At 49.3% G+C, this 14,788-nt stretch carries 13 protein-coding genes, 1 tRNA gene and 1 pseudogene; 5 read left to right on the top strand and 10 right to left on the bottom strand.

Annotated elements, in window-relative coordinates; all coding sequences use genetic code 11:
• The first annotated feature begins 268 nt into the window (after nucleotides 1-268).
• Entirely contained in the window at nucleotides 269-667 is a 399-nt protein-coding gene (locus AKG43_RS08840) for an MliC family protein (protein WP_054600209.1), read from the top strand.
• A gap of 79 nt (nucleotides 668-746) precedes the next feature.
• On the opposite strand, the gene AKG43_RS08835 is transcribed toward AKG43_RS08840, so the two are convergent.
• Together AKG43_RS08835 and AKG43_RS08830 are read right to left on the bottom strand one after the other, a co-directional pair.
• Nucleotides 747-2,003, bottom strand: coding sequence for an OmpA family protein (locus AKG43_RS08835; RefSeq protein WP_054600208.1), 1,257 nt, complete (start codon nucleotides 2,001-2,003; stop codon nucleotides 747-749).
• 218 nt (nucleotides 2,004-2,221) lie between these two features.
• Complete coding sequence (locus AKG43_RS08830; RefSeq protein WP_054600207.1) at nucleotides 2,222-2,860, bottom strand: MBL fold metallo-hydrolase; 639 nt, start codon at nucleotides 2,858-2,860, stop codon at nucleotides 2,222-2,224.
• A gap of 91 nt (nucleotides 2,861-2,951) precedes the next feature.
• Between AKG43_RS08830 and AKG43_RS08825 the strand changes: the two genes are divergently transcribed.
• From AKG43_RS08825 to AKG43_RS08815, 3 genes are all read left to right on the top strand, one after another.
• A complete protein-coding gene (locus tag AKG43_RS08825; RefSeq protein WP_054600206.1) occupies nucleotides 2,952-3,764 on the top strand; it encodes a DNA ligase in 813 nt (270 codons plus the stop codon).
• A 250-nt stretch (nucleotides 3,765-4,014) separates the two neighbouring features.
• Nucleotides 4,015-4,881, top strand: a complete 867-nt coding sequence (locus AKG43_RS08820) for a YoaK family protein (protein WP_054600205.1) — start codon at nucleotides 4,015-4,017, stop codon at nucleotides 4,879-4,881.
• Between the two features lie 220 nt (nucleotides 4,882-5,101).
• Nucleotides 5,102-5,782: an OmpA family protein gene (locus tag AKG43_RS08815; protein ID WP_054600204.1), complete on the top strand. Its 681-nt coding sequence runs from the start codon at nucleotides 5,102-5,104 to the stop codon at nucleotides 5,780-5,782.
• 477 nt (nucleotides 5,783-6,259) lie between these two features.
• Here the strand turns inward: AKG43_RS08815 and AKG43_RS08810 are convergent, their stop codons facing one another.
• The 6 genes from AKG43_RS08810 to AKG43_RS08785 form a co-directional block, all read right to left on the bottom strand.
• Entirely contained in the window at nucleotides 6,260-6,928 is a 669-nt protein-coding gene (locus tag AKG43_RS08810; protein ID WP_054600203.1) for an isochorismatase family protein, read from the bottom strand.
• A 697-nt stretch (nucleotides 6,929-7,625) separates the two neighbouring features.
• Nucleotides 7,626-8,639 (bottom strand): ketol-acid reductoisomerase, encoded by a 1,014-nt coding sequence (ilvC, locus tag AKG43_RS08805; RefSeq protein ID WP_054600202.1) that lies wholly within the window; start codon nucleotides 8,637-8,639, stop codon nucleotides 7,626-7,628.
• Between the two features lie 46 nt (nucleotides 8,640-8,685).
• On the bottom strand, nucleotides 8,686-8,991 hold the full coding sequence (locus AKG43_RS08800; protein WP_054600201.1) for a putative quinol monooxygenase: 306 nt from the start codon (nucleotides 8,989-8,991) through the stop codon (nucleotides 8,686-8,688).
• A gap of 86 nt (nucleotides 8,992-9,077) precedes the next feature.
• Nucleotides 9,078-9,569, bottom strand: coding sequence for an acetolactate synthase small subunit (gene ilvN, locus AKG43_RS08795; protein WP_054600200.1), 492 nt, complete (start codon nucleotides 9,567-9,569; stop codon nucleotides 9,078-9,080).
• Nucleotides 9,569-11,347, bottom strand: coding sequence for a biosynthetic-type acetolactate synthase large subunit (gene ilvB / locus AKG43_RS08790; RefSeq protein WP_054600199.1), 1,779 nt, complete (start codon nucleotides 11,345-11,347; stop codon nucleotides 9,569-9,571). Before ilvB ends, ilvN begins: the two co-directional genes overlap by 1 nt.
• 460 nt (nucleotides 11,348-11,807) lie before the next feature.
• Nucleotides 11,808-11,883 (bottom strand) — tRNA-Arg (locus tag AKG43_RS08785).
• Between the two features lie 271 nt (nucleotides 11,884-12,154).
• On the opposite strand from AKG43_RS08785, the gene AKG43_RS08780 reads away from it, so the two are divergent.
• Entirely contained in the window at nucleotides 12,155-12,970 is an 816-nt protein-coding gene (locus AKG43_RS08780) for a cytochrome c5 family protein (protein ID WP_054600198.1), read from the top strand.
• A gap of 167 nt (nucleotides 12,971-13,137) precedes the next feature.
• On the opposite strand, the gene AKG43_RS08775 is transcribed toward AKG43_RS08780, so the two are convergent.
• Together AKG43_RS08775 and AKG43_RS12805 are read right to left on the bottom strand one after the other, a co-directional pair.
• Entirely contained in the window at nucleotides 13,138-14,571 is a 1,434-nt protein-coding gene (locus tag AKG43_RS08775) for an NAD-dependent succinate-semialdehyde dehydrogenase (RefSeq protein WP_054600197.1), read from the bottom strand.
• A 110-nt stretch (nucleotides 14,572-14,681) separates the two neighbouring features.
• Nucleotides 14,682-14,788 (bottom strand): annotated as a pseudogene (locus tag AKG43_RS12805) (IS1595 family transposase); the annotation flags it as partial.

Here is a 14,788-nt window from a genome sequence, read left to right as displayed (position 1 = left end):
TTCAAATCGTTTTAGCGGATTTGGCCAAACCTGTGAAGCCGGTTATTTCAGACGGCCTGTTTTCAGGCTTGCAAAATTGTTTCATTTTATAAGGCTTTGCGTTGTCTGAAAAGTGCAACAGACTGTGAAAAGGCCGGTAAATGAAAGTTAAACGTTACAATGTTTAGGCCGTGCAGACAATGTTTCGGCCAAACGGCAGTAGTATATCCGCAGCCTGCCTTCGGGCGGCTCTATTTATAAAGATGATTTTACTGGAAAGGAATGTTTGATGAAATTTGTAAAAATGCTTGCTCCTGCCGCTGCTGCTCTGATTTTGGCTGCATGTGCTTCTGATGCTCCCCGACATCACGACCACGGCCACCGTCACGACCACAGCCACGGCCATGACCACAGCCACCATACACACGGTTCAGCTGCCAAATTCAGCTGCCAAAACGGCTTTACCGTTAACGTAAACCGAATCAACGGCGACCGCGTTGCTGTTGAATACGGCCTGCAAGACGAGCGTTATAACGCCACTCTTGAAAGCGTAGTATCCGGTTCGGGCGAGCGTTACGTATCACGCGACAAAAAAACCGAATGGCACCAAAAAGGCGGCGAAGCCATCTTGTCTTTCTCCGACCGCTACGGCAACGTCACCCAAACTTCTTGCAACAGCACTAAATAAACAGTAGCTTGCAGCCATACTTAAAAGGCCGTCTGAATCATGTTCAGACGGCCTTTCCTAATCGGCAATCACATTACCGTTAGCCTTCCACCCTTACTTCTACACGGCGGCCTTCGGCATCGTTACCGATGGCGCCGGTGGTGTTTTCAGGTTTGCGCAATTCGATGTTCGCGGGGTTTACGCCTTGTGCTTCAAAGAACGCTTTCACGGCGTTGGCGCGTTTTTTCGATAATTCAGCATTGGCGGCGGCATTACCGGTGCTGTCGGCAAAACCGCTGATAATCAGTTTTTTGCCTTCTTTACCTGCGGCAATCAGATCAGCCGCCATCACTTCCGCACCTTCGGCTACATCGGCTTTGGCAGTAGCAAAATAGAATTTGGCTACGCCGTCTTGATAAAGCACGTGTGCATCATCGGGTTTGACGGCATCGACAACGATTTGAGAAGCCGCGGATGCTGCCGCTTCACTGGCAACCGGCGTGGCAATCACAGAAGGTTCAGACGGCATAACGGGGGCAGACACGCCGGACGCATCCATAGGCTCGACAACCGCTCCCACATCAGAAACCGCTTCACCCGATGCGGCAACCGGCGTGGTATCGCCTGCTTTGCGGTCGCAGCTCTTGAAAGCAAACAAGGCCAACAGTGCGGCAAGCACCAAAGCAATCCATTTGCCCAATCCCGAACCTTTTGCCGCAGCAGTTGATGCGACGGGAGCAGCGGCGGCAGAAGCTCCGGTAGCCGCGGTGCGCGCGGTAGTACCGAACAAACCGGAAAGGCTGCCGAACAGGCCGCTCAAACTACCGATACCCAAGGCCGACAACATGCCGTTGCTGAGCGAACCCGACAACCAATCGCGTTGCGAGCTGAACAAGCCCAGCATTTGATCGCGGTCGAGATTTTCGGTTTTCATTTTATTGCGCAAAACCGACAATACCAAAGGCAGAGCCAAGGCTATCAAAGAACCCGCGGCCGATTTTGACACGCCGCTTTCTTGGGAGATCTGGTCGGATACATCGGCTGCGTTTCCTCCCAAGAAATGAGGCAGTTGGGTTTTACCCCATACCAGCAAATCGTTAAAGCCGGAACCGCCCTCTTCCGCGCGGCCCACGGCATTGGTCAAGAGATTGCCCGAAGCACCGCTAACGGTTTCGTATAAATTGGCTGCGTTGTCCGGCTGGTTGCTGATGTGTTTCAGCATACCGGCTACTACCGCAGGAAGGGCGAGACGGACTGCTTTGGTGCTGTTTTCGGCACTTTCGCCCGATTGGGTAAGAAAACGGCTCAACACGCCGCCCAGTTGGCTTTGCAATAAATTGCCCAAATCAAAAGACATACTTCTTTCTCCTTGTTGTGAGAGGTGTCGAAAATAAGCACCAAAAATACGGCACGGCTCATAATTTGTGTTTATGCTTCCGCAGCACGTTTTTTCTGACACTTAAACTTAACGTATCGGCAATATCGCGCAACCCGGAGAAAATAAAACAAAATGCCGAAGCACGTTAAATAAATTTCATCGGCATTTTTTGAGTTTTTCATTTCTTAACAAAGCCATCACGCCCGCAAAAACGGATTATGGCGTTTTTCATGGCCTATCGTGGTTGTTCTGCCATGCCCGCTGATCACTTGTGTCGTTTCGGGCAATACCAGCAGCTTGCTTGTGATATTACGGATCAAATCGGCGTGATTTCCGCGCGGAAAATCCGTTCTGCCGATACTTTCATAAAACAAGACATCCCCTGCTATCAATAATTCCGCATCTTTACAATAAAACACAACATGACCCGGGGTATGGCCGGGCGCATGCAGTACGTCAAATACATATTTGCCCACCTTCAAAGTATCGCCTTCCTGCAACCAGCGCGTAGGCGTGAACGACGGCGACACGGGGAAGCCGTATTCAGCCGTAATGCGCGGCAATTCTTCAAGCAAAAACAAATCTTCCGAATGCGGCCCCCATACCGGCACATCGAGATGCGAGCGCAGTTCCACCACTCCGCCCACATGATCCAAATGGCCGTGCGTCAGCCAAATCTGGGTCAAATTCAAATTGTGCTTTTCGATTTCCTGCAGCAGAAACGGCACATCGCCGCCCACATCGGTTAAAACGGCCTCACGGGTTTCGTCATCCCAAATCAAGGTACAGTTTTGACGGAACGGTGTTATCGCAATGATTTCGCATTGTAAAGTCATCAATCAATTCCTTTATTTTTCAGACGACCTGTAATAGTATCTTTCGCAACCAAATACACGAATGAAACAGCATTACAGGGGATCAAACAAAATGAAACGCATCATACTCTCTTGCGCCTTGTTTATCACGCAAACCACCGCAGCGGCCGCTTCGGAGTTGCTGCTGGCAAAAGAATATACCGGCCAAAATGTTAGCGGTTGGGCCATGAGTGAAAAATTAGACGGTGTACGCGCCTATTGGAACGGCAAACAGCTTGTCAGCCGTCAAGGTTATGCGTTTACTCCGCCCGCCGGCTACACCGCCCATTTCCCGCCCTTCCCCCTAGACGGCGAGCTGTTCAGCCAAAGAGGGCAATTCGAACGCATATCTGCCGCCGTGCGTTCAAGCTCGGGCAGCTGGCAGCACATCAAACTGCATGTGTTCGACGTGCCGCAAGCACAAGGCAATCTCTACCGGCGCTTGGCAGTATTGGAAAACTGGCTGAAACAACACCCTCAAGCACCTGTCAAAATCATTCCTCAAACACCGGTTCGAAACAATGCCCACGCCCACGCATTTTTAAAGCAAATCGAAGCGGCCGGCGGTGAAGGCGTGATGTTGCGCCATCCCGACATGCCTTATCAAAGCGGACGCAGCAACTACCTGCTCAAACTAAAAAGCCGGCACGACGACGAATGTACCGTTACCCGCCACTACGAGGGCAAAGGCAAATATGCCGGCATGGTCGGTGCCTTGGGCTGTACCAACCGCCACGGCGAATTCCGCATCGGCAGCGGTTTGAAAGATGCCGACCGCGCCAACCCGCCTGCCATCGGCAGCACAATCACCTACCGTTACAGCGGATTCACGCAAAAAGGCACGCCGCGCTTCGCTACGTTTTTACGGGTTAGAAAAGAGCCGTAAAGCGTCCGCCAATCGGTGCTGCGGCAAAATGTAAAGGCGGAAAAACCGCTTCGTTCGATATCTAAAACGGTTTTACCGATAAAGCGGCATGATTTGAACTTTCTTTTTTCAGACGGCACGTTACAATAAAAGCAGACACACACCGCTGATTACGATGCTTTTGCCGAATTTTATTTTGCCGGCCACTCCCGCATATTCCGATAACCATTACGCAAAGGCATCTCCATAACATCCGTATTCTATCTGCCACATGGACAACAAAGCCCCCGATTCCTACCGCATCAAACGCCGCCGCACAAAAAACACGCAGCCGTTTTGGCAAGCCGACAAACCTTATCTGCACGAACACAATATCAGCGATGTGCGCTTCCGCATACTCGGTTATCTGATGGCGCTGTTAGCGGGAGCCATTAACGCCGGGGGCTTTTTTGCGGTTGTACGCTACACTTCCCACGTTACCGGAGAAATGTCGCACGCAGCCGATATGGCTTATTTAGGCGAATGGAAAGCGGTATTGATTGCCATGCTCGGGCTGGTGTGCTTTATTCTCGGCGCAGCTCACTCGAGTTGGGTGGTTTTATGGGCGAAAAGGCGGAGGTTTCGCGGCGGATTCGGTTTTTCGATGTGGCTGGAAGGAATCTATATGCTGCTTTTCGGCGTTTTGGGCGTTACCGCGCTCGAATGGGACATTGCAGAAATGCCATCATTGGCCATGTTTTTATTGTGTTTCATCATGGGTATGCACAATACCGTCGTTACCATACTTTCCGGCGGTGCCATCCGTTCCACCCACATGACCGGCACGGCAACCGATTTAGGCATAGAAATTTCCAAAATGCTCTATTACAGCCGCAGCAACAACCCCAAACTGCCCAACGTGCACGTTAACAAACCCAAAGCCAAACTCTTTACCGGCCTGTTAACAGCCTTTTTTGCCGGCGGCCTGATCGGCGCATGGGGCTACCACACGGTAGGCCATCACTTCGCCTTACCCGTATCGGCAATACTGTTCGTGTTGGGATTCGGTTCGGTCGGATACGATGTCAAACTGAGAATCAAGCTCAGGCTGATACAGCGTTTGCAGAAATACGGCCAAAGAAAGCACAACCGGCAATAAGCACCTGCTACTTCTCCGTGTATCATAAAAGACACGGTTTATACCCGTTCAGACGGCATCAGGCCGTCTGAACAGTAAGCAAGCGGCCAGCTTTGTAATATAACGTTAAGCAAACTGTTTAGCATGGATAATGTTCTATATAGTAAACGCAGAAACATGTCTCAACAAAACAGGCCGAAAACCTGAATAAATCATTAGTACAGAATCGAAAGGAAAACCTATGAACCTGTTGAAACCCTTAACCGTATTGGCAGCCACTTCCGCATTAATGCTTTCAGGCTGCGTAACCGACCCCGTAACCGGCCAACAAAAAATGAGCAAAACCGCTATGTACGGCTTAGGCAGCGCAGCAGCCTGCGGCATCGTCGGCGCACTTACCCACGGCGGCAAAGGCGCACGCAACTCGGCTTTGGCGTGCGGCGCAGTAGGTGCGGGCGTTGGCGGCTATATGGACTACCAAGAGAAAAAACTGCGTGAAAGCTTAGCCAATACCAACGTAGAAATCGAACGCCAAGGCAATCAAATCAAATTGATCATGCCCGAAAGCGTAACCTTTGCTACCAATAGTGCGGCATTGAGCGGCAATGCCATGGACGCCTTGAATAAAGCGGCCGAAACGCTCGTTCAATATCACGACACCACTTTAACCATAGCCGGCCATACCGACAACACCGGTTCCGATGCCATCAACGAGCCGCTGTCGCAACGCCGCGCCCAATCGGTAGCCGATTACCTGAACCGCCGCGGTGTGGCAGCTTCGCGACTCAGCACCATCGGTTACGGCTCGCGCCAACCCGTTGCAGGCAACGACACCCTTGAAGGAAGAGCCAAGAACCGCCGTGTAGAAATCTTGATCAACCCTGATCAAAACGCGGTTCGCGCTGCCCAGCAACAGCAATAAACAGGCTGCAACCTTTACAAATCCCCTGATGCAGATGCAATTCAACGCGTCGTAACGCGTACAGAAATGCAGATGGGGATTTTGCAAAGGTCTCAGCAGAGTTTACCTGCCACACGCATATAGCCAATCAACTTAATTTCCGCTACTGAGCAGCAACGCCGTAGCAGAAATTAAGTTGATTGGCTATACACATATTGTCAGGTCGCTCGTTGCCTTGTATCAACAATAAGTTTATTTGCGATATAAAAAAGAGGCCGTCTGAAAAAAACGACGGCCTTTGAAGTGCTCTTACAGATGGGAGTGTCTGCAAAGAGATTCTGGAGAGTTAAACTAAAGGAAATCAATCAAAACATAAAACAGCCCGAGATTCTTGCAATACTGCTCCCGCCCTACCGTCACCGTACTCTACTCATATACGGCTTTACGCCATCACGCAGAAGCAGCCTGCCTAAACCCAGACTGATTTAATCTTTCAGCTTAAGATACTTTTTCCATCAAACGGGTGGGGCCGGCAGCAATTGCCGCTTCCAATTCTTCCGAAGAAGCCACTACCGTAATACCTGCTTGGCGCAAAGCATATACTGCTTTCAAGGTATCTTCAGGTGTATAACCGCTGCATGCCGCCAAATTCACAATAATATGCCAGTTGTCGTTATACCAAGCCAAATGAGAGGCAGTTTCCAAAACCGCCTGTTCCATCGCCAAACCGCCGATAATCACAGTTTGGGCATTTTGCGCATGCAGCCATTCGATTAAACCGGTGCTGCGGCTTTCTTTGGCATCATGAAAGCAGGCACTGAAAGACTCGTCGCCCTCCACTTCTACGGCATGATCATAATCCGCCGGGCTGGGCAAGCCTTTGAGCAAATGTGTTCCGCGGCAAGATTCAACACGGATAGCAAACTGGCTTTCTCGGCTGAACGTAAATGTGTTATGCACTTGACCTGCCCCACCGCTGCACAAGCTGGCGCATAAGGTCTTTTTCGCAGCAGAAATGTTTTCAACTAATAAACGCTTGTGGGCAAAACGGGCCTGACGGTTCAACTCCGGTACAATGTTTTCCGGTTGGTGAACACATTGTTGGTCGTTAGCCGCAAAGCAAGAAAAACGGCATTGGGGTTGAAGGTCGATAGCAATGATGGTCATGATGTTTGCCCCTTTAAAAATGGTTCCCGAACAAATAAACGGAACAAATTTAAGATAATTGGTTTATTTCGATAAACGGCATATTATCAAGACAAACGTATTTTCTCTAGTTATTATTTTTAACTGTAAAAATAATTTCGTTAGAAAATATCTATCAAAAAGCATAAAAAAATACCGGATATTCGGTATATATAACAAATAAAAATAATAAATACTTGATTTTAATATAAATTTAAAAATGCCAAATTATAGATATAGACAATTAACATATTAACCACTCGTTTGTTGTTGCAACATCATTTCAACCCACCGCATCAAAACTCCGGCTGAAAATATAATTTTCATATTAAAATCAATAACAAATATAAAAGCGATTCTGTTAACAAAATGATACAGTCGGCATTATTTTAAGACAAACGGTATAAAATTTTGCGAACACCGAATATGGATGCCGATCAGGACGCAATAACACCGTAGTAACAGTTAAGGTGATTGAATATATATTCCGCTAAATCGGGGCATACTTACTTTCTTTTTAAAACAGATGATTGCCTGCTTTCTTTATTCCCGAAAAAAACCGAGACCTTATATAAACATAAGGTCTCGGCCGGCAGATGCTCCATACACTCTTTTATCCGCTTACTGAAACGGGCAGAATCGCTAGCTGCAGAGAGCGCATTTCACGAAAGTCGAACATTTAGTTTTTGTCTAAATCAACCAGTTTGTTTTTGGAAATCCAAGGCATCATGCTGCGGAGTTGTGCGCCCACTTTTTCGATTTGGTGATCTGCATTCAAACGGCGGCGGGCAGTCATGCTGGCATAGTTGGTGGCACCTTCCTGAATAAACATTTTTGCGTATTCGCCGCTTTGGATGCGGTACAGTGCCTTTTTCATGGCTTCTTTAGTGGCCGGAGTAACCACTTCGGGGCCGGTAACATATTCGCCGTATTCGGCATTGTTGGAAATGGAGTAGTTCATGTTGGCAATACCGCCTTCATACATCAAATCCACAATCAGTTTCAGCTCGTGCAAGCATTCGAAATAAGCCATTTCGGGGGCATAGCCGGCTTCTACCAATGTTTCAAAACCGCATTTCACCAATTCCACTGCGCCGCCGCACAATACGGCTTGCTCGCCGAACAAGTCGGTTTCGGTTTCTTCGCGGAAGTTGGTTTCAATCACACCGCCTTTGGTGCCGCCGTTGGCTGCCGCGTAAGACAAGGCGATATCGCGTGCTTTACCTGAGTTGTCTTGGTAAACGGCAATCAGGGTAGGCACACCGCCGCCTTTGAGGTATTCGCTGCGTACGGTGTGGCCGGGGCCTTTAGGCGCAACCATGATAACGTCGACATTTTTTGCAGGAACAATTTGGTTGTAATGAACATTGAAGCCGTGTGCGAATGCCAAAACGGCACCGTCTTTCAAATTATCGTGGACTTCGGCGTTGTAAACGGCAGGAGCGGTTTCGTCAGGCAACAGAATCATTACCACATCTGCAGCTTTGGTGGCTTCCGCTACCGAGCGTACGTCGTGACCGGCGGCTACGGCTTTATTCCAAGAACCGCCTTGGCGCAAACCGATCACTACGTTTACGCCGGAATCTTTTAAGTTAGCCGCGTGGGCATGGCCTTGCGAACCATAACCGATGATGGCTACGGTTTTACCTTTGATCAATGACAGGTCTGCATCTTTATCATAAAAAACTTGCATGTTTTTTCCTTTGTTCATTTAGTAAATAATATTGGGTTGGGCGGGCTTATTGTGGTGCATTTTCGGAAAGATCTCGCATGGATATGATTTCCACACTTTGAGTTTTGCCCTCGATTGCCTTGAGAAAGGCTTGAAAATGTGCCGAGGCGGCATGTTCGTCAACTGCTGCCTGTGATTTCCAGATTTCAAAAAACACTACTCTGTCGGGGTTTTCCAAATCTTGGTGTAAATCGTAACGTATATTGCCTGCTTCTCTGCGGCTGGCGGAGACTAATTGCAGGAACTCATCAAACAGCTCTTGGCGGTATTCGGGTTTCACAACAATCGTTGCGGCAATTTTTACGTTAGGCATGGCGTTTTTCCTTATAGATATTTTTCAGACGGCCTCTAGAAAGCTCCATCAAACTATCTATATAGTGAAGAGGCCGTCTGAAAAGGTCAGATTCTCAATATCCGTTCGCCGCGGCCGATACCTGCCGCACCGGTGCGCACGGTTTCCAAAATCTGGCTACGGCCTACGGTTTCCAAAAACGAATCCAGTTTATCGCTGGAACCGGTAATTTCGATGGTGTAGGTTTTATCGGTTACGTCAACGACGCTGCCGCGGTAGATTTCGGTCAGGCGCAGAAACTCGTCGCGGTCTTTTCCAACGGCACGCAGCTTAACCAGCATCAGTTCGCGCTCGACAAACCGGCTTTCATTCAAATCGACCACCTTCACCACTTCAACCAGTTTGTTGAGTTGTTTGGTGATTTGCTCCAACACGGTATCGTCGCCATGAGTAACAATGGTCATGCGCGAAAGGGTTTTATCTTCGGTTGCCGCAACGGCTAAAGAATCAATATTGTAATCGCGAGCGGAGAACAAGCCTACCACGCGGCTCATCGCGCCTGATTCGTTTTCCATCAGGATAGATAATATATGTCGCATTATGGCACGCTCCTTGTGTCGTAATCACGGTCTTTAACGTCGTTCACGTCCGAATCCATCGGGGTTTCGCGCATATGAGGCGGCAGCACCATTTCGTCCAAACCTTTGCCGTTGCCTACCATCGGGAACACATTTTGCTTTTTGTCGGTAATGAAATCCAAGAAAACCAAACGGTCTTTCTGATTCAAAGCTTCAAGCAGCGCACCCTCTACATCTGATTTTTTGTCCACTCGGATACCGATATGCCCGTAGGCTTCGGCCAATTTCACAAAATCGGGCAGTGAATCAAAGTAAGTTTCCGATTCGCGGTTGCTGTAATACAGCTCCTGCCATTGGCGCACCATACCCAAATAACCGTTGTTGAGCGTTACTACATTAATCGGTATGCGGTATTGGAAACAGGTTGAAAGCTCTTGGATGTTCATCTGAATCGAGCCTTCGCCGGTAATACAGAACACATCTTGGTCGGGAGCGGCAAGTTTCGCACCCATTGCATAAGGCAAACCTACGCCCATCGTGCCGAGGCCGCCTGAATTGAGCCATTGGCGCGGCCGCTCAAACGGGTAGTATTGAGCGGCGAACATTTGGTGCTGCCCTACGTCGGAAGTGATGATGGCTGAATTGTTGGTTACTTCGGCCAGCTTTTTCACCACATATTGCGGTTTGATAATTTCGCTGTCGTAATCCACCCATAAGCAATCACGGCTGCGCCATGATTCGATGTTGTGCCACCATTTCTCCAAAGCGGCAGGCGTCACAAGCAGTTCCTGCTTTTGCCACAGGCACGACATTTCCGACAATACGTTTTTCACATCACCCACAATCGGCACGTCAACTTTAACGCGCTTGGCGATACTGGAAGGATCAATGTCGATATGGATAATTTTCTTAGGTTTTTCTAAAAATTTAGCAGGTACCGAAACCACACGGTCGTCAAAACGCGCACCTACGGCCAACACCACATCGGCATTCTGCATAGCCAAGTTGGCTTCGTAAGTGCCGTGCATACCCAGCATACCCAAATACTGACGGTCGCTGGAAGGGAACGCACCCAAGCCCATTAAAGTGCCGGTGCAGGGCGCTCCGGTTAAACGCACGAAATCAATCAATTCCTGATGCGCGTTGCCCAATACCACGCCGCCGCCGAAATACACCAACGGCCGTTTGGCCGAAGCAAACATCTGTACGGCTTTTTTGATTTGACCGGTGTGCCCTTGCGTAACCGGTTGGTAAGACCTGATAAAAATATCTTCTTGCGGATAGCTGAATTTCGCCATCGCCTGCGTTACGTCTTTGGGGATATCCACCACCACCGGGCCGGGTCGGCCGGTTGAAGCAATCTGAAAGGCTTTTTTGATGGTCGTTGCCAGCTCGTTGATGTCGGTAACCAAAAAGTTATGCTTCACGCAGGGACGGGTAATACCTACCGTATCCACCTCCTGAAACGCATCCGTGCCGATTGCGGGCGTACCCACCTGACCGGTAATAACCACCATGGGAATGGAATCGGAATACGCGGTGGCGATACCGGTTAGCGCATTGGTTGCTCCCGGCCCGGAAGTAACCAACGCCACGCCGACTTTACCGCTGGTGCGCGAATAAGCGTCTGCGGCATGCACCGCCGCCTGTTCGTGGCGTACCAAAATATGTTTGAATTTATTGAGTTGGAAAAGCGCATCGTAGATTTCGAGAACTGCGCCGCCCGGATAACCGAAAACGTATTCCACGCCCTCGGCTTTAAGACTCTGCACGAGTATTTGTGCACCTGATAATTGCATGTCTGCCTCTATTTTCTGCGTGTAAACCAATAGGAGCAACCGGCTTCGCCACAGCACCTGTAATGCATTTTCTGTAAGCAGCGATTTAGGGTACGCGCACCACAGAAAAACGGCGACAACCAAGCTGCCCAATCAATTGAATCAGACGCTTGAGCGTTCATCAAAGTAAAAAAGAGTTTGCACAATACCCCAAACTCCCCAATCCAATCAAGACAAAAACTTTCATCTGCCTGCACAAAATTTTCATAAAGCCTTTACTATTTGATTTTCATCAAAATAAATTAAAACAACATCCGACTACAATACTCAGATTAAACGGACGTAAACACAAAGGCCGTCTGAAAACATGCTTTTCAGACGGCCTTAAATATCAAACAGCGCTAAGAAATACAAACAAACCCCGCCTCTTTTCGAGCCATAGCAATAAAGCTCGTTTGGATTGCAGGGTTTGCGGTTATTCTGGCGCACCCAACAGGGATCGAACCTGTGACCTCCAGCTTCGGAAACTGACGCTCTTCCAACTGAGCTATGGGTGCGAAAAGGCGTAAGGTTAGCGTAAAACATCCCGTTTGGCAAAATTATTTACCGCAGCTCCGAACAGATACCCGATCATGGCGCAGCTTGCGGCAAACCGCCCGCTCCGCTGTTAATTTAACGGCATTTTTTGCGGCGGATTCAACTTAAAGATTGGAAAGACGGCGTGAATTCAGTATAATCCAGCAAAATATTGTTAACTCGAATTAACACAACCCCTAGAATTACAACTTAATTTCGTCACAACCTACCAAAACGGCGAGGCCATACCAAATGAATCAACTGAGCAATCACAAAGCCCGAGGTTCTGCATTAACCACCCTTGTGGGCGGTATCGTTATCCTGCTTGCAGTACTGTTTTTTCTGGTTAAACTGGCAAACAGCAACTATTTCAGCAACGTAGAAGAAACCACCACATCCGCCACAGAAACCCGCATCATGCCTGCCGGCAGCTTGGCTATGGGCGACGGCACGCCGATCGGCGAACGCACCGGCGAACAGATTTTCAACAAAGTCTGCATTCAGTGCCATGCTGCAGACGGCAACGTTCCCAACGCACCGCGCATCACCAATAACGGCGAATGGGCACCGCGCATTGCCAAAGGTTTTGAAACCCTGTTTAACAACGCACTCAACGGCTTCAATGCCATGCCTGCCAAAGGCGGTCAAGCCGATTTGACCGACGACGAACTCAAACGCGTTATCGCTTACATGACCAACCAATCCGGCGGTAATTTTGAAGCGCCTGCCGTAGGTGCAGCTGCATCCGAAGCTGCCGCATCCGGTGAAACTGCTGCTGCCGCTTCTCCAGCCACTTCGATTGACGGCAAAAGTATTTTTGATACCACTTGCGTAGCCTGCCACGGTGCCACTTCTGCCATTCCCAATGCACCGCGCATTACCAAAAACGACGAATGGGCTCCGCGCATCAAAAAAGGTAAAGACGCATTGTTCAAAAGTGCCATCGAAGGCTACACCGGCCCGAGCGGCAGCCTGATGCCTGCCAAAGGCGGCAACACCAACTTGAGCGACGATGAGGTTAAAGCTGCCGTAACTTATATGGTGAACGAATCAGGCGGTAAGTTTTAACTGACCCGATCAATCTGAGTGATAAAAAAGCACACTTTAAGCGAATTAAAGTGTGCTTTTTTAATTGATGCGTGTTTTCAAAGCATTGAAAACACGCATCCGTAATATTCCAATGTAGTCAATCATTTAATACAAGACAGCAAGTCGCAGACAGTACAGATGCCATATCAACTCAGATCCAAACACAAATATTTCAATTCCAAATATTCACCCATCCCATACTTGCTTCCTTCCCTGCCCAAGCCGCTCATTTTGATGCCGCCAAATGGCGCAACTTCATTGCTGATCATGCCGGTGTTAATGCCGACCATGCCGTATTCCAATGCTTCCGATACCCGCCATTGCCGCGCTGTATCTTGGGTAAACAGGTAAGCAGCCAAACCGGATTCCGTGTCGTTTGCCTGCTTAACCGCCTCTTCTTCGGTTTCAAACTTAAATATGGGGCATAACGGCCCGAAAGTTTCTTCGCCGGCCACTGTCATTTGAGCCGTTACTCCGGCCAACACAGTAGGCTCGAAAAACGTACCGCCCAAACTGCTGCGCTTACCGCCAGTTAAACATTCCGCGCCCTTCTCCAGCGCATCGCGGATATGTTCTTCCACTTTGGCCACCGCTTGCTCGTCAATCAACGGCCCCTGCTGAACGCCGTCATCCAAGCCGTTGCCCAGTTTCAGACGGCCTGCTTCGCGGGCAACCCGGCGGCAGAGTTCGTCATACACGCCTGATTGTGCGTAAATGCGGTTACTGCATACGCAAGTTTGCCCGCTGTTGCGGAATTTGCTGAGCAAAACCCCTTGCACGGCTTTATCCAAATCGGCATCGTCAAACACTATCAAAGGTGCATTGCCGCCCAGTTCCAAACTGAGTTTTTTGATATGGTCGGCACTTTGGCGGTAAATTTTCATACCGGTTTCGGTCGAACCTGTAAAACTGATTTTTCTTACCACCGGATTTCGGGCAAAAACCGCGCTAAGCTCTGCCGCTTTGCCGTTAACCACTGCAAACAATGCTTCGGGCACGCCTGCCTCATAAGCCAATAATGCCTGCGCATAAGCGCTCAAAGGCGTTTGGCTGGCGGATTTCACAATCATTGCACACCCCGCAGCCAATGCCGGTGCGGCCTTGCGCGTGATCATGGCAGCGGGGAAATTCCACGGAGTGATGGCCGCCGCAACACCCACCGGCTGTTTAATCACCATCAGCTTTTGGCTTTGCTTGACGCTCGTGAGAATATCGCCATCCACCCGACGCGCTTCTTCGGCAAACCAGCGGATAAAACCGGCGGCGTAGTCGATTTCGCCCAACGATTCGGTAAGGCTTTTGCCCTGCTCCATCGTCATGATGCGCGCCAAACTTTCCTTGTTGGCTTTGACCAAACGATACCAATTCCACAAAACATCGGCACGCTCCAACGCGGTTTTCGCCGCCCACTCTTTTTGCGCGGCATGTGCTTTGGCAATCAGTTCGTCCAACATTTGCGGCGTGGTCATACGCACATAGGCGATGGTATCGCCCGTGGCCGGATTTTTCACCGGCAGGCCGTCTGAAAAAGATTCAAACTTAATATCAGGGTGTTTCAACAACTGCAGAACGGTTTTCATGATACGACTCTCGGCAATAAACAGGCGCAACCGCCTTATAGCCATTCAACTTAACTTTTACTAGCGCGTTGCCGCTTTGTATTAAAAATAGGGGCTGAAGTAGATTAGCCCTAAACACCACACCAAAGCCGCAAAGTTTTTAACTGCTGCTTTGGTGTCCCGAAGTTAAAACGAAACTCACATTCTTTCAAGAACAGAGGAAAAGATTTTCGGTCGA

It is taken from the genome of Neisseria sp. 74A18, assembly GCF_001308005.1.
Classification (GTDB): domain Bacteria; phylum Pseudomonadota; class Gammaproteobacteria; order Burkholderiales; family Neisseriaceae; genus Neisseria; species Neisseria dumasiana.
Note: the sequence above shows the minus strand (reverse complement) of the source record. Positions and strands in the feature narration are given on the sequence as shown.

Coding starts and splice junctions, on each gene's coding strand:
- AKG43_RS08840 (WP_054600209.1), top strand. CDS start 269: ATGAAATTTGTAAAAATGCTTGCTCCTGCCGCTGCTGCTCTGATTTTG.
- AKG43_RS08835 (WP_054600208.1), bottom strand. CDS start 2,003: ATGTCTTTTGATTTGGGCAATTTATTGCAAAGCCAACTGGGCGGCGTG.
- AKG43_RS08830 (WP_054600207.1), bottom strand. CDS start 2,860: ATGACTTTACAATGCGAAATCATTGCGATAACACCGTTCCGTCAAAAC.
- AKG43_RS08825 (WP_054600206.1), top strand. CDS start 2,952: ATGAAACGCATCATACTCTCTTGCGCCTTGTTTATCACGCAAACCACC.
- AKG43_RS08820 (WP_054600205.1), top strand. CDS start 4,015: ATGGACAACAAAGCCCCCGATTCCTACCGCATCAAACGCCGCCGCACA.
- AKG43_RS08815 (WP_054600204.1), top strand. CDS start 5,102: ATGAACCTGTTGAAACCCTTAACCGTATTGGCAGCCACTTCCGCATTA.
- AKG43_RS08810 (WP_054600203.1), bottom strand. CDS start 6,928: ATGACCATCATTGCTATCGACCTTCAACCCCAATGCCGTTTTTCTTGC.
- ilvC (WP_054600202.1), bottom strand. CDS start 8,639: ATGCAAGTTTTTTATGATAAAGATGCAGACCTGTCATTGATCAAAGGT.
- AKG43_RS08800 (WP_054600201.1), bottom strand. CDS start 8,991: ATGCCTAACGTAAAAATTGCCGCAACGATTGTTGTGAAACCCGAATAC.
- ilvN (WP_054600200.1), bottom strand. CDS start 9,569: ATGCGACATATATTATCTATCCTGATGGAAAACGAATCAGGCGCGATG.
- ilvB (WP_054600199.1), bottom strand. CDS start 11,347: ATGCAATTATCAGGTGCACAAATACTCGTGCAGAGTCTTAAAGCCGAG.
- AKG43_RS08780 (WP_054600198.1), top strand. CDS start 12,155: ATGAATCAACTGAGCAATCACAAAGCCCGAGGTTCTGCATTAACCACC.
- AKG43_RS08775 (WP_054600197.1), bottom strand. CDS start 14,571: ATGAAAACCGTTCTGCAGTTGTTGAAACACCCTGATATTAAGTTTGAA.